The organism is Longibacter sp., from assembly GCF_051155795.1.
Classification (GTDB): Bacteria; Bacteroidota; Rhodothermia; order Rhodothermales; family Salinibacteraceae; genus Longibacter.
The window spans coordinates 22,705-43,977 of the sequence record NZ_DAXETW010000052.1; the positions used below are offsets into that span (position 1 = coordinate 22,705).

Annotated in this window: 16 protein-coding genes; 4 read left to right on the forward strand and 12 right to left on the reverse strand. The window is 63.1% G+C overall.

The window, feature by feature from the left end:
- Positions 1–104 precede the first annotated feature (104 nt).
- Positions 105–911, forward strand: a complete 807-nt coding sequence (locus ACFCU0_RS06155; protein ID WP_434972784.1) for a TerB family tellurite resistance protein — start codon at positions 105–107, stop codon at positions 909–911.
- A 249-nt stretch (positions 912–1,160) separates the two neighbouring features.
- On the forward strand, positions 1,161–1,892 hold the full coding sequence (locus ACFCU0_RS06160; protein ID WP_434972785.1) for a DUF6992 family protein: 732 nt from the start codon (positions 1,161–1,163) through the stop codon (positions 1,890–1,892).
- Here the strand turns inward: ACFCU0_RS06160 and ACFCU0_RS06165 are convergent.
- On the reverse strand, positions 1,800–2,426 hold the full coding sequence (locus ACFCU0_RS06165; protein WP_434972786.1) for an FxsA family protein: 627 nt from the start codon (positions 2,424–2,426) through the stop codon (positions 1,800–1,802). The genes ACFCU0_RS06160 and ACFCU0_RS06165 overlap by 93 nt on opposite strands.
- A 324-nt stretch (positions 2,427–2,750) precedes the next feature.
- On the opposite strand from ACFCU0_RS06165, the gene ACFCU0_RS06170 reads away from it, so the two are divergent.
- Positions 2,751–3,812, forward strand: a complete 1,062-nt coding sequence (locus tag ACFCU0_RS06170) for an NAD(P)/FAD-dependent oxidoreductase (RefSeq protein ID WP_434972787.1) — start codon at positions 2,751–2,753, stop codon at positions 3,810–3,812.
- Between the two features lie 42 nt (positions 3,813–3,854).
- Here the strand turns inward: ACFCU0_RS06170 and ACFCU0_RS06175 are convergent, their stop codons facing one another.
- From ACFCU0_RS06175 to ACFCU0_RS06205, 7 genes are all read right to left on the reverse strand, one after another.
- On the reverse strand, positions 3,855–4,622 hold the full coding sequence (locus ACFCU0_RS06175) for a ferredoxin--NADP reductase (protein ID WP_434972788.1): 768 nt from the start codon (positions 4,620–4,622) through the stop codon (positions 3,855–3,857).
- 16 nt (positions 4,623–4,638) lie between these two features.
- Positions 4,639–5,250 (reverse strand): CAP domain-containing protein, encoded by a 612-nt coding sequence (locus ACFCU0_RS06180; protein ID WP_434972789.1) that lies wholly within the window; start codon positions 5,248–5,250, stop codon positions 4,639–4,641.
- Between the two features lie 153 nt (positions 5,251–5,403).
- Positions 5,404–6,591 carry an NAD(P)/FAD-dependent oxidoreductase gene (locus ACFCU0_RS06185; protein WP_434972790.1) on the reverse strand — a complete coding sequence of 396 codons (1,188 nt, stop codon included), beginning with the start codon at positions 6,589–6,591 and terminating at the stop codon, positions 5,404–5,406.
- 47 nt (positions 6,592–6,638) lie between these two features.
- Positions 6,639–7,613 carry an AAA family ATPase gene (locus tag ACFCU0_RS06190; protein ID WP_434972791.1) on the reverse strand — a complete coding sequence of 325 codons (975 nt, stop codon included), beginning with the start codon at positions 7,611–7,613 and terminating at the stop codon, positions 6,639–6,641.
- A 96-nt stretch (positions 7,614–7,709) separates the two neighbouring features.
- Positions 7,710–9,110 (reverse strand): peptidylprolyl isomerase, encoded by a 1,401-nt coding sequence (locus ACFCU0_RS06195; RefSeq protein ID WP_434972792.1) that lies wholly within the window; start codon positions 9,108–9,110, stop codon positions 7,710–7,712.
- Positions 9,111–9,211: 101 nt separating this feature from the next.
- Complete coding sequence (locus ACFCU0_RS06200; RefSeq protein ID WP_434972793.1) at positions 9,212–10,528, reverse strand: peptidyl-prolyl cis-trans isomerase; 1,317 nt, start codon at positions 10,526–10,528, stop codon at positions 9,212–9,214.
- 51 nt (positions 10,529–10,579) lie between these two features.
- Positions 10,580–12,754 carry a peptidylprolyl isomerase gene (locus tag ACFCU0_RS06205; protein ID WP_434972794.1) on the reverse strand — a complete coding sequence of 725 codons (2,175 nt, stop codon included), beginning with the start codon at positions 12,752–12,754 and terminating at the stop codon, positions 10,580–10,582.
- A 100-nt stretch (positions 12,755–12,854) separates the two neighbouring features.
- On the opposite strand from ACFCU0_RS06205, the gene gltX reads away from it, so the two are divergent.
- Positions 12,855–14,429: a glutamate--tRNA ligase gene (gltX, locus tag ACFCU0_RS06210; protein ID WP_434972795.1), complete on the forward strand. Its 1,575-nt coding sequence runs from the start codon at positions 12,855–12,857 to the stop codon at positions 14,427–14,429.
- Positions 14,430–14,613: 184 nt separating this feature from the next.
- On the opposite strand, the gene ACFCU0_RS06215 is transcribed toward gltX, so the two are convergent.
- The 4 genes from ACFCU0_RS06215 to scpA form a co-directional block, all read right to left on the reverse strand.
- Positions 14,614–16,959, reverse strand: coding sequence for a glutamine--tRNA ligase/YqeY domain fusion protein (locus tag ACFCU0_RS06215; RefSeq protein ID WP_434972796.1), 2,346 nt, complete (start codon positions 16,957–16,959; stop codon positions 14,614–14,616).
- A gap of 182 nt (positions 16,960–17,141) precedes the next feature.
- A complete protein-coding gene (locus ACFCU0_RS06220) occupies positions 17,142–17,645 on the reverse strand; it encodes a hypothetical protein (protein WP_434972797.1) in 504 nt (167 codons plus the stop codon).
- A 157-nt stretch (positions 17,646–17,802) separates the two neighbouring features.
- Positions 17,803–18,855 carry a methylmalonyl Co-A mutase-associated GTPase MeaB gene (gene meaB, locus ACFCU0_RS06225; protein ID WP_434972798.1) on the reverse strand — a complete coding sequence of 351 codons (1,053 nt, stop codon included), beginning with the start codon at positions 18,853–18,855 and terminating at the stop codon, positions 17,803–17,805.
- Positions 18,856–19,068: 213 nt separating this feature from the next.
- Positions 19,069–21,231, reverse strand: coding sequence for a methylmalonyl-CoA mutase (scpA, locus tag ACFCU0_RS06230; RefSeq protein WP_434972799.1), 2,163 nt, complete (start codon positions 21,229–21,231; stop codon positions 19,069–19,071).
- Positions 21,232–21,273 lie beyond the last annotated feature (42 nt).

The window sequence follows — 21,273 nt, forward strand, 5'->3', positions numbered from 1 at the left end:
AACTTCGCAGCATCCGGGACAGTGTGAATTGCGTTTTGGGACACGTTCACTGTATCCTGCGAACTCACAAGCGGCATCGCTGAGGAATCTCCGATTGGCCTGGTATGGTTGACTCGAAAAACACCTGGACGCAGACGCATGATCTTGCGCTGTTGTATGTCGCTCTGGCATACGGCACGGACCACGACCTGTCCGACGACGAGGTGGTCGCTATTACCGGGGCCCTGAAAGACTGGGTCGTCGTTCCCAACGACACGCACGTCCAGGAAATCGTGATGGAAGCGGCGACGGTGTTCCTGGAAGGGGACGCGAAGGCGGAGTTGTCGCGGGCTATCGACACCCTCGGCGGTTCACTCGCACCCGACGAGCGGCGACGGGCCCTCACGGACGTCATTCGGATCGCGGAAGCAGACGGTGTTCTCCTTGAGCGTGAGCAGGGCCTCATTTCCCGGGTCGCGGACGCTTGGTCGCTGCGCCGGCTCGAGCGAGAGTTGATCGGAGACACCGAAGCTGCGATGCAGCCCGACGGCGAAGACTGGGGCCTCATTCACGAGCTGGCGTTCCTCTTCCTCGTGGTCGCTCACGTGGCAAACAACGAGTTGAGCGAGAGTGAGATCGCAGTGATCCTCGAGCGTCTCCAGGAATGGCAGCCGGATCTCGGCCCGGAGGAGGCCCGGGAGATCGTGCGGTTGTCTCTTCAGGTCTACGCAGAAGGTGAGCAGGAAGAGCTGATTCGCGACTCGATGACGACGCTGAAAAATGCCCTTCCGGACGTTCAGCGGCTTGCCGTGCTCGACGACCTTCACTGTGTAGCCCAGGCGGACGGCAACCTGTCGGATCGGGAACGGGATCTTATCACATCTCTGGCACGAGCGTGGGACGTGAACGTGCGGCTGAACGGTCGCTGCTAAGGCATCCGGTTCGCACCGCACTGTAGCCGCGTACCTATCCCTTTCAGCGTTGCGGCACTCCAGGCTCTGGCGCCTCGTTCTTCCTCGGAGGAGCGAGGCGTTTTTTTACGGGGGATGCGCATGCGACGGGCGGATGGCAGCGGGCAGATGGGCGCGACCTCGTGCTTACACACATCGTTGCGTTTCCGGCGGGGGACGCATGATTACGTTGGGTGCAGAAGCGTTCCCGAATCGAACTCCACCCGCGCCATGACTCTTCCTCAGCCTCGCGCTATCGTTTGCCTCGTCTTCGCAGGCATGGCGGCAGCGATTTTCGCCCGCCCGACTGCCGGGCAACAGCTCTCCGACCGAAACACACGATCGATTGCCGCCCATCTGGTTGATGCGAAGGAAAATGCGGTTGGTGCGGCCGACGATAGCCACCGGGTCGACGGGTCGCGCGTGAGTCCTGTGGCTGAACTTGCCTCGGCGCGTCACGCGGCGGAGCGGGCGCATCTGTGGCGGGTGGCCGCCTGGGGAGGCGTTAACGCCCTCGGTGGACTCGCCCTGGTGACGGGGACAGGCCGCACGGATCAGCCGCTCTGGTGGGGGTTCGGCGCGCAGTCCGGCCTGTGGGGTGTCATTAACGTAGGTATCGCAACCGCGGGGCTGCTCGCGTCCGGATCCCCGGAGACGGGATACGACGCCGCCCTCTCGGCCGAGCGGACATACCACGACATTCTGCTCTTCAACCTCGGCCTCAACGTCGCCTACTCCTCCGTCGGAACCACCCTCGTGTTGCTCTCGCATCGGGGCCTGGACAATCCACGCGCATTCCGCGGGCACGGCTACTCGTTGATCATGCAGGGCGCCGGTCTCTTCGTTCTCGACGCCGTCGCTTTCCTGGGATCACGAAGCCGACTCTCCGGACTCCTCGACGTGGCCGGGTCGCTGTCGGGGCGAGCCCTCCCAACCGGGTTCGCCCTTACGTGGTCCTTCTGACGATGACGAGCCGTTCGGTCGGGGCGGAGGACCCCCGTCTCCGGCTGGTGAGCCTCCCGGTCCGCTTCCGCTTGGTCCGCGCGACGGACCGCCCGGGCCGGCGGAGGGACCACCCGGACCACCCGAGGGAAAGCCGCCGAAGAAGCCGAATTGCATGTTTAGCGATCCATCCTGCATTTTCTTCTTCACCCGGTTCATCACCAGGCGCCGGATCAGGGCCCGGGAGGGCGGGATCAGACCGAGAAAACCGACGATGTCGGTTAACACCCCGGGCGTGATGAGCAACGCGCCGGCGATCAAGATGATGACGCCGTCGAGTAACTCTTTCCCCGGGAGGCCGCCCTGCGCGAGGCTGCGGTTCAGGCGCTGCCACGCCGAGAGGCCTTCGCGCTTCGCCAGAAAACTACCGGCAATCCCGGTCGCGACGATGACGGCGACGGTTTCCCAGAAGCCGATCCACTGGCCGACTTTCAACAGCAGGGCAAGCTCGACGGCCGGAGTGACGAGGAAAAGAACAACGAGACGGGCAAGCATAACAGCGGGAGTGTAGCGCGAAAAACCCGGCTAAGCGCACCGGGAGCGTCAGGCATTCGTGCACGGTGGTCCCGTCCCTCAAAGGAGGGCCGGGTATCGAACCGCCTATACGAACGATGGGGCGGGAGGCTCCCGATGAATGAGTCTGCATGGGGCGCGCAGATTCGTCGTCCAGGGGGACGGGACGACGCGGATCCGGTCGGGGCCGAAGGAATACAGGCACATGAGACGTTACGGTTCCATCCCGGTCCGGTGTCGGGTAGGATCGTATCGTTGATGTCGCACCTCATCTTCGACTTCCACAAGATCCTCCTCTCCTAACACATGGCGCGTCTCGCGATTGTCGGTGCCGGCCTTTCGGGCCTGGCAGCGGCGTGGTCTCTCCGATCGCATCCGATCGACATCACCCTCTTCGAAAAGAGCCGGGGATACTCCGGACGAGCGGCAACCCGTGGAAAGTACGGGGCGCGTTACGATCACGGTGCGAATTTCGTCACGCCGTCGTCCGACCGTGTGCGGTCCCTGTTGTTCGACCAACTTCCCACGGACAGCCTCGCTCAGATTGAGGGCGAGGTGTGGTCGTTCGACGCGTCCGGACGGATCGAGAAACCGTCGGCCGCGAACGGAAGCACGGAATCGTGGACGTACGAACGAGGGATCAGCACACTCGGCAAGCTTCTCGGACGGCGAACATCTGCTCAGACGTTGATGGAAACGCGTGTAGCGCAGCTTGGCCGGTCGAACGGGCGATGGAGGGTGACAGACACCGAGGCGGGCTCGCACGGCCCGTTCGATGCCGTACTGCTAACGCCCCCCGCGCCGCAGACGGCAACGCTCCTGAAGGATACCGCCGCGGCGCTGAGCGAGGCACGCCTGACGGATCAGGTCGCGAGCCTGGCAGACGTGGTCGACGACGTCCGGTACCACGCGCAATTCACCTACGTCTTCGGGTTCGACCGGACCATCGAGCGGGCTGGCCCTTACCACGGCCTGCTGAATACCGACGGCGGCCACGATATTGCCTGGATCGGTTTCGAACACGACAAGCCGGCCCGTGCGCCCGACGGAGAAAACATCATCGTGATTCAGATGTCGCCCGACTGGACGCGTTCGAGAGTAGATGCGGACCCGGATTCGTTTCTTCCGGCTGCGAAGGAGCATGCGAGCGACGTGCTGGGTGTGAGCCTGAAACGACCAACCTGGTACGACACGCAGCGGTGGCGGTACTCGATGCCGGCCGAGGGCGCCAACGTGGAGGCGCTGGCCGACGGCGCCGACGCCGGCCTCTTTTTCGCCGGGGATTACGTCGCTGGGGTGGGCCGAATCGGCCCGGCCATCGAGACGGGACTGGACGCCGCCGCCCGGATCGGCGACCATCTCCTGTGACCGTCGGTCAGGCCGACGCAGGCCTGTTCCGCCATGACGCTTCTACGCAGAGACCCGCTCGACAAAGTATTTCTCCTCGTGAATGACCTCCTCCGGCAGACCGGCTCGTGCGAGAATGCCCTGGGCTTTGTCGATCATCTGAGGGTGGCCGCAGGTGTACCCCGCGGTATCGTCGAGCGGCACTCCCCATCCGTCGAGGTGTTTTCGAAGGACGTCCTCCACTCGGCCGGTTTCACCGGCCCATTCGGTTTCGTCCCACGGACGGCTGACGGTTGGGACGTATGAAAGCCAGTCGTGCTCTTCCGCAAGGGTTGTAAGCTCCGGTACGTAACGCCCGAGCTCCCACGAATGACTGGCGCCGTGTAAGATCATGACCCGGTACGGCGTCTCGACCGCGCCCGTCTCCAGCGCGCGAAGCTGATCGCGCACGATGCTCACGTAGGGGCCCACGCCGGTCACCGTCGCGGCCATCAGGTGGTGGCGGCACGACGTGTCCAGTACGAACCGACCGACGAGCTTGTCTCGCATCCAAATCTCTGCGCCTTCCTCCAGCTCCCAGAGACGCGGCGTCAGCTTTCCCTCGTCTACGCGCTCGATAAAGAACTCCATCATCTCCTCGCCGGGTGCGGACGCGACCGAGTAGGGGCGGAGAAGCGGCCGACCCGTCGCGTCGTCCATTACGCCGAGCGTCGCGTACTGGCCCGGCTTAAAGTCGACCGGGGCGGGCGCCTTCATTCGAAAAAGCGCCAGATCGTCCGCAAAGTCGATCCGTTCGACGAGCGTTAGAGCACTGTAGCCGGAGAGATCCATGGTGCGGTGGAGTCGGTCAGCAGAAGATTTGGGTGACGTAAAAACGAGTTCCGTCGGTTGCGACAGCGATCGCTTCCCCGTCGTATCGTGGCTCCAGAAGGTTCGCGCGGTGACCCGGCGAGTCCATCCAGCCGTCAACGATCGCCTCCGCCAGACTCGACGCGTTCATCCAGTCGTATTCACGACGGACCTTGCGGCCGTCCTCGTAGATCTCGCGATACTCCCGGTAAAGCGTGCCTTTGAAAAGATTTTCCCCGAAGCCATGGGCGGTCGTCCGTTCGTCGATCTGTTTGTCGCAGGAGAGACCGAGCGAGCGTGCTCGGTCATTGACCGATGCACCGTCGGGGTTTTCGTGTCCGAAAAAGTCGCGGGCGGCCATATCCCGGCTGTGCATCTGCGCGAGGGGCCGCAGCGAGTCGCTGTATTGCAGGCGAGAGATTCCCCGACGGGAGCGGATCTGATTGACCCGATCGTGCACCAAACTTTGCACGCGAGTTAGGTTCAGGTCCGGTCCCGTTGTATCTGCCGCCACGGGGCTCTGGCCGTGAGGAGGGGCCGGCGATAGAGCCGATGCGAACAGCGTGATCGCAAGCAGGATGGGGCCGAGGATACGTAGCGGAAGCGGCATGGTGCGTGCAGGGTCGCGTAAGGAGAGGGACACGCGGTCGGATTTCCACCGTCAGGTTGCTACGGTGGGGCACTCACAGGTCGACGCGTGTCCCCTGCGTGCGTGCAGAGAGCAAACGTCCCGCACGGTTCTGGGTTCGCAATCCAGGTGTCGTTACGAGAGGGCGGAATCGGCCCGGACCCGTGCGACGCCCCGCGGTGGAAAGGCGCCGTTATACGCGTGTATCCAGCGACGATCCAGCCAGTGCTTCATTCGGAGCGCCGGTCGGCCGTGCCACCAGATACCGCGCTCGACCCACAGGCCGTCCGGTTCGCCGGTGGAGAGGATCAGGGGAGCGACGGGGTATGGCCGGAATACTCGCAACGTGTCGGGCGAGGGAGGCGCGCCGGAGCGGTGGAGGCTGTGAATGCTGCGTTCCAAGTTCTTGACCAGGTCGTGGCCCTGCTTGACGGCATGAACGCCGATTCTACCGAGGTCTTCGTCCCCGTCCACGAGAGCGCTGTCTCCGGCGGCAAGGATGCGGGGATGGCCGCAAACCTGCAGGTGTCGGCTCACCTTCACGAATCCACGCGCGTCCACCGGAAGGTCGCTACTTGTTAGAACCTCGGGGCCTTTTACACCGGTCGCCCACAGCAGACCGTCGGACGGGAGTCGGCGGCCGTCGCTCAGCGTCACTTCCGATTCCGTGGCGGTGGTGACGCGCACCCCCGTGAACACATCCACGCCGCGTCTGACGAGGCGCTGTTTCACGTGCGCTTGCAGACCGCGAGGAAAGCCCGGCAAGAGCGCGTCTTCTGCTTCAACCACGGTGCAAGACAGATCGTGGTGCCGGCCGGCGGCCTGAAAGCGAGCGGACACGTTTAGGGCGATCTCTACGCCGGCAGCGCCACCCCCAGCAATACAGAGGTGCAGATGATCCCCTGGCGAGTGAAGGACTCCCCGAACGCGCCTGTTCACATCCGGCAACCGGTGCAGCGGCTTGGTCGGCGTCGCAGCAGCGGGAAGTGCAGGATTTCGACCTCCGACATTCAGAACGAGGAGATCATACGGATACGACGCTCCGGAGGCGTCCACGACCGCCTGTTCATCCACGTTTACCTTGGCGATGGCATGTGCGCGAAACGGGATGCCCGCCCGTTCGCAGAGGGCGTCAAGCTCGATCGACACATCCCGTCGCTGATACACGCCGCCCAGCAGTTCCGGCACCATGCCCGAGTAGTAGAGTCGGGGATGGGCGTCGAAGAGGCGGACGGATGCCAGTCCGTCACGGACCCAGACGGCGGAACGGACGATGGTCGGAAGCATGGCATGCCCACCGCCGACGAGGAGGACACGTACCATGGATTCGGTTCATCCGTGTAACGTGATGAAGTCCGGCGGTGGGTCGATTACCCGACGAGTCGTTCGATGACGGTGACCGGCGTGATTCCGTCCGCTTCCGCGTTGAAGTTGGTCACGATCCGGTGGCGGAGGACGGGAACGGCCATTCGCTTGATATCGGCTTCCAGCGGCGTCATGCGCCCGTCGAGTGCCGCCAGCGTTTTCGCGCCGAGGACGAGGTACTGTGAAGCGCGCGGGCCGGCGCCGTAGCTAAGATACTCATTCACGAAATCCGGTGCTGCGTCGGTCTGCGGGCGCGTCTGCGTTACGAGTCGGACGGCGTACTCGATCACATTGTCTGCAACGGGGATCTCGCGGACGAACTGCTGGAAACGGAGCAAGGTGGCGGCGTCCATGACAGGGCGTACATCCGCGTTCTTCCCGGCCGTCGTCGACCGGACCACCTCTACCTCCTGGTCGAAGGAGGGGTAGTCGAGCCAGAGATTCAGCATGAAGCGGTCCAGCTGTGCCTCCGGAAGGGGATAGGTACCCTCCTGTTCGATCGGATTTTGTGTTGCGAGAACGAAGAAGGGCCGTTCCAGCTCAAACGTTTCGCCGGCAGCCGTAACGTGATTCTCCTGCATCGCCTCGAGCAAGGCCGCCTGCGTCTTGGGCGGCGTACGGTTGATTTCGTCCGCAAGGACCACGTTGGCGAACACGGGTCCGCGGGCGAACTCAAAGCTCCGCGCGCCGGTGTCGGATTCCTGGATGATCTCCGTGCCCGTGATGTCGGACGGCATCAGGTCCGGCGTGAACTGAATTCGGCTGAAATCCAGTTCGAGCGCCCGTGCGAGCGTCCGAACAAGCAGCGTCTTGGCCAGCCCCGGAACCCCGATGAGGAGCGTGTGTCCTCGCGCCAGCAAGCACACGACCACCATCTCGACGATGTCCTCTTGACCGACGATGACCTTTCCAATTTCCCGCCGCAACTCATCATACGTCTTGCTCAGCTCATGGAGCGTTTCGGGCGTCTGGTCGGCCATAGACACGGCAGGAAGGAAAAGGGGAGAAGGGCGGGCAGCGTTCAGAGGTGTACAAAGACCGGTGCCCGGGTCGAGGGCACCGGCCGGAGAAACGGGTTACCGCGTCGCGGTGAGGTCGTCCTTATCGACGCGGATGTCCACGAAGATCTCGTCTCGAAGCTCGGACAGCCACTCATCCATCACGCGCTGCTGTTTCTCGCGGAGGGCGGCCTGCCGGACGAGTTCGTAGTCCTGCTCGAGATTGATTCGGTGCGGCGGAAGACGACGCTGGAGAAGGACGATGTGGTACGCCCGCTCTCCATTCAGGAGGTTGACCTCGCTCGGCTCGCTGATTTCGCCAACCTCAATAGAGTTGATCGTCCGCTGCCAACTCGGTCCGAGGCGCTGCAGGGCAAGGTCTCGAATCCCCGTCTGCGGGTCCGTGACGCGGCCGCCGTTGCGTTTGGAGCGTTCCTCCTCGGAGTGTCGCTTGGCCATCAGCTCGAAGGGCACGTCTGGGTTGTTCACAAGCGTGTCGCGCACCGCTTCGAGATAGTCGATGGCAGGCGAGGCCTCAGCGCGGCTCTGGTCGACCCGGATCAGGATGTGGTTCAGGTCCACAATGTCGCCGCGCCGGTCGTTGACGCGAATGATGTGATATCCCTTGTGCTGCGGGTTATAGAAAATCCGGGAAACCTCACCGATGGGCGTGCGAGCGGCCACGGCGGCGAAGTCCGCCACGAAAGCGTCGAGCGGGAGGCCTTCGATGGCGCCGCCTTCGCGCGCCGACCCGGTATCGTCTGAGAACTGCTTGGCCATCTCCTCGAAGTTAGCGCCGGCGTTCACGATGGAGTCGCGAATCGTTTTCAGAATGCTACGGGCCTCCTTCCGTGCGGCTTCGCTCATCTCCGGGTAGCGCACGACGTGAGAGATCCGCACCGATTCCGGCTGCCGGGGCAGGGAGTCCTGCGGTTGCTTTTGGAACCACTGCTGAACCTCGCTCGGTGTGACCTCGATCTTGTTCAGCTTCTGACGCTGTAGCTGCTGCGCGAGGATCTGGTTTCGAATCTGGGGTGTCATCTCCTCTCGGACCTCGAGAATATCCATCCCGAACGCCTGTTCCAGCTGCTCCTGTCCGCCGTTCTGTTCGATCCACGAGTCCAGCTGCTGCTCCACCATCTCGTCCGTCGCCGTGATGTTGGTATCCCGACGGGCCTGTTCGATCAGAATGTTCTCGTCGACCATTCGGTCCAGGGCCTGCATCCAGAGATCGTTGCTGTAGGACGTGCCCCGCTGCTGTTGGAGCATCTGGGCGACCATCTGGTCAACGTCGCTCTTCAGCACGATCTCGTCGCCGACAACGGCCACGATACGATCGACGACCTGCTTGCTCCGGGCCTGCGAGGTGTCCTGTGCCTGCACCGGCGAAGCGACGGGACTCGATAGCAGGAGAACGAGCGCGACGAGACCCACGCCGATGCAATGCGTGGAGTACGAACGGGCGGGGGAGGAAAGCATGCAGTCGAAAATCGAGATCAGCAAAAAAAGGAGGTCAAATAAGGCGAAATCAGCGCGGGCAACTCGGTCGCACCGGCTCGGGATCATCTTGCCTGTCAACGCTAACCCGTCGGCGTGCCGGTTGTGTCTGTCGCCTCGGTCGTATCGCGCATACCGGGCGAAGGCTCAGGGGATGCATCCGAGGGTTCAGACGACGCATCGTCCAGCGACACGCCGGTCGTGTCGGTCGGCGGCTCCGCCGAAGGTTCGGATGATACCGCGGGCGGTTGCTCGGTGGCCGTATCGGGTGAAGCATCCGGCGCTTGCTCAGCCGGCATGTCGGTCGGTTCAGGCGAAGCATCCCGCGACCCGTCCGCTGAAGGGGCGGGTGACGCCTCCGGCGTTTCTGCCGGAGGCGAGGGCTCTGGTGCGCCCGATGCGTCTACATCGCCAGGTTCGGTGCTGAGCGTATCAGGGGAGCCGGGCGGCTCCTCGACGTGCTCACCGTCGGACGAACTGTAATTGGGCAGATCCAGCTCGTTCCGAGCAGCAGCTTGATTGCGAAGTTGTTGAACCTCGCGTGCATACATCTGTTTCCGCGAGCGAATCGTGAGGCGACGCCGGATCTGGTCCCTGACCCAGCGAAGCTCGGGCTCCGAACCGGCTGGGATCCGCTCCACGAGCTGGACGACGTGAAACAGGCTGTCGTCTTCGACCACCGGGGAAATCTGAGCCGGGCCGAGCTCAGCGAGTTCATCCCGCACGTACGGGTGATGTCCAAACAGTCGGGATTCCGGAACGAAGGTCGCTGCAAGCCGGCGCGATTCGGCGGGATGGTCCACGTACTGCGACAGCAGCACGTCAAACGTGCTGTCGAGCGGTGCGCCGCGGGTCGCGGCTTCCTGCAGCGCCGATCGGGCCTGCTCTGCTGTAGAACGGGAGGGCACCGCGAGGTGCCGAACCTGGACGAACGGTTCACGGAGCGTTAACTGGTCCCGATTGCTCTGGAAGTAATTCCGAATCTCGGTCTCCGAGGGGCCGACATCGGCCTGTTCGTACATGCGGTCGGTTAGCGCGGTCACGAGGATGGAGCGTTCCTGCTGACGGATCTGTCGCTGTACATCCGGTTCTTCGCGCAGGTTGAGGCGCTCGGCTTCGCGGAGGAGGAGCGTCCGCGTGACCCATTGCTCTACGATCTGCTGGCGCGCCTCTGCGGTGTCCACGTCGGCCGGAAGCGCACCGATGGATTGGCTCAGTTCCGCTTCCGTAAGGTAGGCGTCACCGACGCGTGCGACGTATGCTTCTGGCTCCTCGCTGCCGCCGCACCCGGTCAGGTAGGGCATCGTCAGGATAACGAGAAGGGCCGTAGCAGCGATTGACCAGAGGGACGACGCAGAGCCGGATCGATATGTGGGTTGGACGGCCGGAAAACGGTCCATGGAGCAGGTGCGTGTGGACAAAGGCGGGACGAAGCGGGGTCGACCGTATGGTTACGGCGTCTCTGTCGACGCGGTGGCATCGACATCCGGCAGGTTCTCCGGGAAGGTGCGGACCTCATACCGGTCGCGTAAACGGGACAGCACCTCCTGTTCGTATGCCTCCTGGTAGTCACGGATGACGCGACTGCGGGCTTCATCGAAAGTCATTCCGCGCGAGGGCACGGTCCCGGTTCGTACGTAGAGCACCCGGCGCCCATTGCCGTCGACCGGGCCGACGGCAGTGTTGTTTGCCGCGTCCATCACCGCCTGTTGCCGCTCGGGGACGCCATCGGCAAGGAACAGGGTGTCGGCCTGGACGAGGCTATCGGACGTCACGGATTCGGCGAGATCGACCGATGTGCCACCGGATTCCAGCCGCTCGGCGTACGGAATCAGGTTCGAATCAGCGGAAGCCGAAAGGCGCAGCACCCGGACGCGCTGCGGGTAGCGGTACCGATCCGAATGCTCACGGTACGTGCGTCGCAACGCGGAGGTGTCCTGGGATGCCGGCGTCCACACCCGCTCCTGCATGAACTCGAACAGGAGCAGACCGTCGCGATACTCGTCCATTTTCCGTCGAACATCGGGGTCGCGTTCTTCCAGAGACAGGGCCGCCAGCTGGATCGCGTAATCATCCATAAAGGCGGACGCGAGATCGCGAATCGTCTGCTGACGGGCGCCCCGCGTCGAACGGACATACTCGGCCACGCGCCCGAGGGTGATCGTCGAATCCCCCAGAACGCCAATCTGCGCATCGGTATCTGCCTCTCCGGCCGTCATCCGAGCGAGAGGAGATGCCAGTGAGTCCAGCGCCTCCGGTGATCCGTGGGCGGCAGCTGCGAGGGCGGAAGTGTCGATAGACGCCCCCTGTTGCTTCATAAAGCGCCGGGCAACCTCCTGTTCGCGGTGTGCGACGCGCGGCATGCGGCTGACGGTGCTCGACAGGTCGTCGTACGCGTCCTCGAAGGATGGACGCTCTTTTCGCTCCAGCAACTGAATGAGGTGCGCGCCAAACCGGGTGGAGATCACCGGCGATACGTCGCCGGGCTCCGCGAGAGCAAAAGCCGCCTCACGGAAGGCGACCGGCACGTTCTGTCCCGGTTGCAGCACGCCAAGTTCGCCCCCGCGCCGGGCGGTGCGGGTGTCGTCCGAGTGACGGGTCGCCAGGCTGTCGAACCGCGCTTCACCGGAGGTGAGAAGCGTGCGCAGCGAGTCGGCCTCGGCTCGTGCGGCAGTGGAGTCGGTGGTGCTGTCCGGTCGAATCAAGATGTGGGCGATCCGAACCGGCTGACTTCGCTCACGCCGGTCGTGGACTCGCAGCACGTGGAAGCCGTACTGGGTGCGGAAGATGTTTGATCGTTCCCCGACGGGCGTTGCGTACATTGCATCCTCAAAGGGCTCGACGAGCCGTCCTGCCGTCATGTAGCCGAGCCGGCCGCCCGCTCCCGGGCCATTCTCACGTTTCGCGGACGGGTCGTCCGAATTCCTGCGAGCCATCGCCGCGAAGGAGGTGCCACTATCCAGCGAGTCCACGATCGATTCCATTTCCCGATAGGCGGATACCGTGTCGGACGGCGAGGCGTCCGGTTCGACGGCGATGAGAATATGACTCACCTCAATCTCCTCGGCTCGCCGCTCATACATCGTTCGCACGATTGGTCCGAGGATCTCCTTCCGCATGAGCGTCGGTCGGGCGATCTGACGGCGATAACTGTCGATCTCCTGCTGAAGCGACGCGAGCGTGTCGAGCCCGGCATCCCTCGCCGCCTGTACCTTCAGACGAAAATCGACGTAGCGCTTCAGGAATTCGTTCGGCGATTCCGGAGCAGCATCCGTGGTGCCGGCGTCCGGCTGGTCCGCGGAGGAGACAGACGTAGCACTTCGCTCATACCACGCCGAGAACTCCGTTTGCGTGAGCGTGTCTCCAGCAATGACGGCTACGACGGGATCGGACGCCGCATCGCGAGGTGCATCTTGTGCGATGGCGGCGCCGGTGGTCATGAGGCTCAGCGCCAGAAGGGCGCCGAAAACAAGGAGCGCTCGCGCGGAGCGAGGAACGGGAGCGGGTGATGTCGACCCGCCAAACATCGGTGAAACGGTGTAGACATCCATGGACGCGTCGAGGGTGTGAGTCCGGTAGTCAGGGGACCGGGCCGCGATCCGACCCGCAGGAACAAAGTCCATCATAGGCACACGGCGCCGGGGATTGCAAGCGAACCCGGGGAGGCATGAGCGGATTCATTCGAGATCCGTTCGGCCGGCTTGCGTCCTGCGAAACCGTGGACCGATGCCCGTCTATACTTCCGATGTCGACCTGAGGAAGTACACCGCTCTCCTGATCGCCCTTTCCACGAACGCTACGTCATCCATGGCATCGACCCACGACGACCAGCCCGTCCGCGTCCGTTTCGCACCAAGCCCGACCGGCCTCCTTCACATCGGCGGATTGCGCACGGCCCTTTACAATTACCTGTTTGCCCGTAAGCACGAGGGTGCCTTCGTCCTCCGCATCGAGGATACCGATCAGGCGCGCTATGTCGAAGGGGCCGAGGACGACATCCGGGACGCCCTTGCGTGGACGGGCCTCGAGGTTGATGAAAGCCCGGACGCCGGCGGCGCGTTTGCGCCGTATCGGCAATCGGAGCGGGCAGACGCATACCGCAGCTATGCCGACCAGCTGGTCGAGCAGGGCGACGCCTACTACGCCTTCGACACGGAGGAAGAGCTGGAGGCGATGCGGGAGGAATACGGGACGGAGCACGCCGCGGCGAAGTACGATGCCTCTACCCGGCACAAGATGCGCAACAGCATCTCGCTACCTGAGGAAGAGGTTCAGCAGCTCCTGGACGACGGGGCAGAATACGTTATTCGGCTGAAGGTCCCATCCGAACGGTCGATCCGGTTCGACGACGAGATCCGGGGCACGGTCTCGTTCGAGGCCGCCGGGGTGGATGATCAGGTGCTGATAAAGTCGGACGGCCTCCCGACGTATCACCTCGCCAACGTGGTCGACGACCACCTCATGGAGATCAGTCACGTCATTCGGGGCGAAGAGTGGCTCTCGTCGACCCCGAAGCATATCCTTATGTATGACGCCTTCGGCTGGGAGCCGCCGCGCATGGCGCATCTGCCGCTCATCATGAGTCCGAAAGGCGGCAAGCTGTCCAAGCGAGACGCCGACGATCTCGGCATACCGGTGTTCGTGAATGAGTACGAGGACGCCGGGTATGAGCCCGACGCGCTCGTCAACTTCCTCGCGTTCCTCGGCTGGAATCCCGGCACGGAGCAGGAGGTGTTTGCGCTCGACGAGCTCTGCGACGCCTTCTCTCTCGATCGCGTGGGCTCCAGTGGTACGCAGTTCGACATCGACAAACTGAACTGGTACAACGAACAGTACATCCGCCGGCGCAGCATCGATCAACTGGTTGAGGAAGCCAGGCCGCTGCTGCGCGATGCGGGAATCGAGGCGTCGGACGATCGGATTGCCGAGGTCGCCTCTCTCATGCAGGATCGCATTACAAAGGTTCGCGATCTGGCGACGGAGGCCCGGTACTTCTTCGAAGACCCGGATTCCTATGAAGAGAAAGGCGTCAAGAAGCGCTGGAAAGATGATTCCGCTACGCTGCTCGAGACGTACGCGGATGCGATCGAAGAGATGGACGAATTCACCACAGACAACCTCAACGCCAGCCTTCGCTCTATCGCGGACGACCACGATGTTGGCGCCGGACGGATCATCCACCCGGCGCGCCTTGCCGTGAGCGGCCGAACGTACGGCCCTGGCGTGTTCGGACTGCTGCATGCGGTGGGGCAGGAGGCGTGCGTGCGCCGGATGCGGAAGGCCATCGACGTGCTTGGGTGAGGCTCCGGTCTGCCGACCGAAGATGTCTCCGGCTGAGCCAACGGGCTCACGTGCTGGAAAATGCCCGGCAGCGCGATGGACGACCCTGCACATTTCTGCCACATGAAGAGGGATGCGCCTCCAACACAAGGAGGCGCATCCCTTTTTTTCGCAGAACGGGGTCGGGGGAGGGCGTGGATGCGGCTCAACCGGCGAGTTCTTCCTGCAGAAGCTCGCGCGCTTTTTCAGGGTTGGCGCTTCCCTGCGTTCGTTGCATGACCTGGCCCATAAAGAAGCCGACGAGCCCTTTCTTGCCGTCCCGGTAGCGTTCCGTCTCTTCGGGATGGTCTTCCACGACCGTTTTGACGACGGCACGCAGCTGGTCCGTGTCATCGATCTGCCGGAGATTCTTGCGATCCACGATGGTCTCGGGATCGCCGCCCTCCTCGGCCAGCACCTCGAGAACGGTGCGCCCGCCGGAGCTGGACACCTCGTCCTCCGCAATCAGATTCAGGAGGCGTGCAAAGTCGTCCGCGTTGAACGGCAGGTCGGCGACGGGGCGCGCCTTCGCCAAGGCCAGAAGTTCGTTGACGATCCAGTTTGCCGCGAGCTGGGCATCGGAGCCGAGGTCGACAACAGTTTCAAACAGGGTGGATAGATCGTCGCGTCCTGCTATGATCGCGGCATCATCCGAGCTCAGCCCTCGCGCATCCCGGTAGCTGACGAACCGATCCCGTTCATGCTCATCCAGCGTCTCTGCGTGGTCCTTCTTGTTCGCGATCGATTTCTCCCGATTGAGGCGTTTCTGCCGCTCTTTTTCGCGGCGTTTGTCCTCAAGGTCGACCGTATTATCGTCCTCGGCCCACGCGTCGCGCAGCGGGACGATCTGATTGAACACGAGCCGGTCGTCTCTGGAGTCTGACGGGTCCTGCCAGAAGTAGCCGTTGCGTTCGAACTGAAGGCGCTGGTCGTTCGAAAAGTCGCGAATGCTGGGTTCGACGTACCCGGTCTGTACGACGAGCGACCCGTCGTTGAGGTGCTCGCGAAAGTCGGTTTCCCCGTCGTCGGGTGCGGGAATGTCGAACAGCCGGTCGTACAGGCGCGCCTCGAACGGAACGCCGTGATCGGCTGAGACCCAGTGAATCGTACCTACGGGCGAACGGCCGTCGGGGGCGGTCCCGTCTCGTGTCTCTGGATCAATCGTCCCGCGGAGTTCAGCGACCGAGCCGTCCGCTGCGTGGACGACCTCCTCGCACGTGAAAAAGTAGCCGTAGCGCAGGCGCACCTCCCGGCCTGGTGCGAGGCGGATGAAGTCGTCCGGCGGATCTTCCCGGAAGTCGTCTCGCTCGATGTACAATTCCTTCGAGAAGGGGACCGGTCGCATCTGCTCGCGGTCGATGTCGCGCGGCCAGTGGTTTGCCTCCAGGTGCTCGGTCCCCTCGTCCATGTTTGTGACGACGACCTTAAGCGGGTCGAGCACCGCCATCACACGCGGAGCCTTTTCATTTAGGTCGTCCCGAATGGCGTGCTCGAACTGAGCAATCTCGACGCGGCTCTCCGTCCGGGTGACGCCGACGTCCCGGCAGAACGTCTTGATGGCGTCCGGCGTGATGCCGCGACGTCGCATCCCGAAGATGGTAGGCAGTCGCGGATCGTCCCATCCATCGACTTGGCCTTCTTCCACGAGCTGGAGCAGCTTGCGCTTGCTCATGACCGTGTACGTCAGGTTCAGCCGCGCAAACTCGTACTGGTGCGGCCGGTTGTCGACGTCATCGGGGTCGAGGCAGTTTTCGAGCACCCAGTCGTACACCCGGCGGTTGTTGTCGAACTCGAGGGTGCAGAGCGAGTGTGTGACGTCTTCAATGGCGTCCTCGAGGGGATGGGCGAAGTCGTACATCGGATAAATGCACCACGTATCTCCCCGCCGGTAATGATGCGCGTGCTTGATGCGAAAGAGGAGCGGGTCGCGCATGATCATGTGCGGCGACGCCATGTCGATCTTCGCCCGGAGAACGTGCTCCCCGTCCTCAAACTCGCCCTCACGCATGCGGCGGAAAAGAGCGAGATTCTCCTCAACGGACCGGTCGCGATATGGCGACTCTTTGCCGGGTTCATTGACCGTGCCCCGATATTCGCGGATTTCGGCCTCGTCGAGGCTGTCGACGTACGCCAGACCTTTCTCAATGAGCACAACGGCGAAGTCGTAGAACTGCTCGAAGTAGTCCGACGCATGATAGAGATGCTCGTCCCAGTCGTAACCGAGCCAGCGTACGGCCTCCTTGATGGACTCGACATACTCCACCGACTCCGTCTCCGGGTTCGTGTCGTCAAACCGAAGGTGGCAACGCGTGTCGGCCCGATCCGCGTAGTCCCGCTTGATACCGAAGTTGAGCACGATCGATTTGGCGTGACCAATGTGGAGATACCCGTTCGGCTCCGGGGGGAAGCGTGTCACAACCCGGTCGCCATGGCGGCCCTGCTTCAGGTCTTCGTCAATGATGTCGCGAATGTAGTTTCTGGGCTCCGAGGCGGGAGCGTTCGAGTCGGTCACTGCGGGCGGCACCTTCGGTGAAACAAGCGGTCGATGGACAATTCCTTGACGGCATAGACGTACGCCGCCAGTGGTGAGCGTGTTGTACGAACGCGTAAAAAAATGATCCGCCGGGGGACAGGCCCGGCGGATCGAGGAAGGAGCATGGAGGCCCGACGACTCGGGCGATGTCCGGTGTGTCGCTATCGGCAGTGCTTCTCGGCTTCGATCGTCAGCGGGTCGCAGCCAAGATCAACGTTCGGTTCGTAGTAGCCGGTGCTGTGCACACGCCGTGCAGAGAGGGAACCGTTGATTCGATCGGAGGAGCCGCGATGGCGGAAATTCTGTGACGTGGTGACGTCCCAGATCGGCCGTTCGTAGTACGCGGTATACTCGTCGTTCTGGACGCGACCGTAAATCCGAATCTCGTCCAGATCCAGCTCAAGTCGTTGCCCTCGGTAGCTGACGTCGACCGGCACGGTGCCGATGCGCCGGTCGCGCAGCGTTCCCTGCAGCCGGCCCTGCACCATAGAAATGCGAATGACGCCTTCATCCAGAACGTCCGATCCCGCCATGGCGCGATACTTCCAGGTGCCCAGGACCTCGTTTGAGTTGCCTCGAGCGGCCGTCTGCTGCGTCGACGTGCACCCGCCGAGGAGTAGAAAGCAAGCCAATAGTAGAATCGTGAACGTGGTAGATCTCAGCATGGCGGCACCTCAACATACATCGCGCATCGTGTCACGAGGATCGATCCAATCGGAACGTCCTCGATTTCTTTATATTATGCTAATGTTAACACGGCGTTCCATCGTCCTGTGACGGAAGCCGTGGATCGGGCCGGATGGTCTCGTGTGATGGGATTCGTCAATCGTTTTCGTCCTTTCGTTTCGCACCCAGGTAGGCCTCGAGCAACTGGTCTGCGGCGGCAAACGAACTGAGTTGCCCCTCCAGTACGTGCTGTTCGATGTCATCGATCTGGCTCCGCACGCACTCGTGGCCGAAAAAGTCTTCCATCAGTCGGTGTTCGATCGTTTGTCGCATCCAGTAGCGGGCCTGGCGTCGCCGCTGCGTCTCGAAATATCCGCTCGACCGCGCCTGATGAACGTACTCTTGAACGGCCTGCCAGACCTCATCGATGCCTGCGCCGGTTTCTGCGGAGCAGGTGAGGACCGGCGGCACCCAGCCAGACTCCGTCGGCGGGAATAGGTCCAGTGCGTTCGCGTACTGCCGCCGGGCCCGTTCTGCCGGTCGGACGTTCTCGCCGTCGGCCTTGTTGATGGCGATGATGTCAGCCATTTCGACAATTCCGCGCTTGATCCCCTGCAGTTCGTCGCCGGCACCGGCGATGCCGAGAAGGAGAAAAACGTCTACCATGGAGTGCACAGTGATTTCGGACTGCCCGACGCCGACGGTTTCGACGAAGATGGTGTCGTAACCGGCTGCCTCGCAGAGCATGATCGTCTCGCGTGTTTTCCGGGCGACGCCCCCGAGCGAGCCGCTCGTCGGGGAGGGGCGGATATAGACGTGCTCGTCTTGCGCGAGTCTCGCCATCCGTGTCTTATCCCCGAGAATGCTGCCATGCGTCCGCTCGCTACTGGGGTCGATGGCGAGCACGGCCAGGCGTCCGTCGTTGTCGACCAGGCGCATCCCGAGCGTCTCAATAAACGTGGATTTCCCCGCACCGGGTACGCCCGTAATTCCTACGCGGACGGAGCCCCCGGCCTGAGGAAGCAGTCGATTCAGGACCTCGCGCGCCAGGCGCCGATCCCGGTCGCGCGTGCTTTCAATCAACGTGATGGCCCGGCTGAGCACCATCCGGTCGCCGCTCAGGACGCCATTCACATAGGCGTCCGGGCTCAGCCGCTGCGACGGCCCGGTTGAGGCAGACAGATTCGGATTCAGGTTCGATGGGGCCATACGGGCCAGCCAGTCGATGAAGAGGATGGGGAGGGAAAATCCCAGAGAGGAGGTCGATCGTCCCGTTGTCGTGACACACGGACAAGCGGGCCATCAATGCTTTCCTCCAGCGGGGATTCCCGGAGGATGCGACGAACCCAGGGGTGCCGTCGTCTGGATCGATGGTCGCCTCGTGGTGCTCGACGTGTTCGAGGGCGATCGCACGATGAAAGGCTATCCGGCGTTTTCGATCGGTTCCTCGCTCTCCCGGTCGATCATGACATCCAGAATCTGCGCGGCCGCTTCGGAAATGACGGTTCCCGGCCCGAAGACGCCGGTGACGCCCCGGTTGTAGAGGAAGTCGTAATCCTGGTGCGGAATCACGCCGCCCACGATGACGAGAATGTCGTCACGGCCGAAGTCGCGAAGCGCGTCGATCACCTCCGGAACCAGAGTTTTATGCCCGCCGGCGAGACTGGAGATCCCGAGGATGTGAACGTCGTTCTCCACGGCCTGGCATGCGGCCTCCTTCGGCGTCTGGAAGAGAGGACCGACATCGACGTCAAAGCCGAGGTCGGCGAAGGATGTTGCGATGACCTTCGCGCCCCGGTCGTGTCCATCCTGACCCATCTTGGCAACCATGATACGAGGTCTGCGGCCCGCTATTTCCGCAAAGCGATCGGCTTTGTGTCGGGCCTCCTCGAACGAATCGTCTGCGCCCGCCTCAGCAGCGTACACGCCGGTCACCGTCTGCGTCTGCGCGGTGTGGCGACCGAAGACGTTCTCCATGGCATCGGAGATTTCGCCTAACGTCGCCCGGTGGCGTGCGGCCTGAACCGCCCGCTGAAGGAGATTCCCGTCGCCGGTCTCTGCCGCTTTCGTGACGGCCCCGAGCGCATTCCGGACGGCGGCCTCGTCACGCTCCTCACGTATGCGCTCCAGCTGCCGGACCTGCTGGCGGCGCACCTCCTCGTTGTCGATCTCGAGCGTGTCGATCGGCTCTTCGTCCGCGGTCCGAAAGCGGTTCACACCTACGACCGTTTCCTTGCCGGTGTCGATGCGCGCCTGTTTGCGGGCTGCAGCCTCCTCAATGCGTAGCTTGGGTAGTCCCTGCTCGATCGCTCGCGTCATGCCGCCCTCGTCCTCGACCTCCTGAATGAGTGCCCAGGCGCGACGGGCGAGGTCATCGGTCAGCTTTTCCACATAGTAGGATCCTGCCCAGGGGTCGATCGCCCGCGTGATGTCCGTCTCCTCCTGCAGGTATAGCTGCGTATTGCGGGCGATGCGAGCGGCGAATTCACTCGGCAGGGCAATGGCTTCGTCCAGGGCGTTGGTGTGCAGCGACTGGGTGTGGCCGAGTCCGGCAGCCAGCGCCTCGACGGTCGTGCGCACGACATTGTTGTAGGGGTCCTGCTCGGCCAGGCTGTACCCCGACGTCTGACAGTGCGTCCGCAGCGCCATCGACTTCGGGTTTTCCGGATCGAAGCGCTTGACCAGCTTCGCCCACAGCATGCGGCCTGCGCGCATCTTCGCGATTTCCATGAAGTGGTTCATGCCGATCGCCCAGAAGAAGGACACGCGCGGGGCAAAATCATCCACGTCAAGACCGGCCTCGATGCCCGTACGGAGGTACTCCAGCCCATCGGCCAGCGTGTAGGCCAGTTCAATGTCGGCCGGGGCGCCGGCCTCGTGCATGTGGTAGCCGCTCACACTGATGGCGTTGAAACGTGGCATCTCGCGGCTGCAGTAGGCGAAGATGTCCCCGATAATGCGCATCGACGGCCCGGGCGGGTAAATGTACGTATTCCGCACCATGAACTCCTTCAGGATGTCGTTCTGTATGGTGCCGCTCAGTTGCTCATGCGACCCCCCCTGTTCTTCGGCCGCGACGATGTAGAACGCCATCACGGGCAGCACCGCCCCGTTCATCGTCATCGAGACCGACATTTCGTCCAGCGGAATCCCGTCGAAGAGCGTCTTCATGTCTTCCACGGTATCGACGGCGACACCGGCCTTGCCGACGTCCCCGCGCACACGCTCGTGGTCGGAGTCGTACCCGCGGTGCGTGGCCAGATCGAAGGCAACGGACAGCCCTTTCTGGCCGCTGGCGAGCGCTTTCCGATAGAAGGCATTGGATTCCTCAGCCGTCGAGAAGCCGGCATACTGCCGAATCGTCCAAGGACGGAAGTTGTACATCGTGCTGTACGGGCCCCGAAGATACGGCGGGAGTCCGGCTGCGTACTGCAGGTGGTCGAGGCCGTCGAGGGAGGTAGCGTCGTAGGTGGCAGATACATCGATCTGCTCCGGCGTACGCCAGGCATTCTCGGAAACGGATGGAGACCCGTTGATGTGGGAGCTGGCGGACGGGGCGTCGACGGACGAAAAATCGGGTCGCATGGCGGACGGGTTAGATCGGCGGAGGCAGTCGGGGCGACGAGA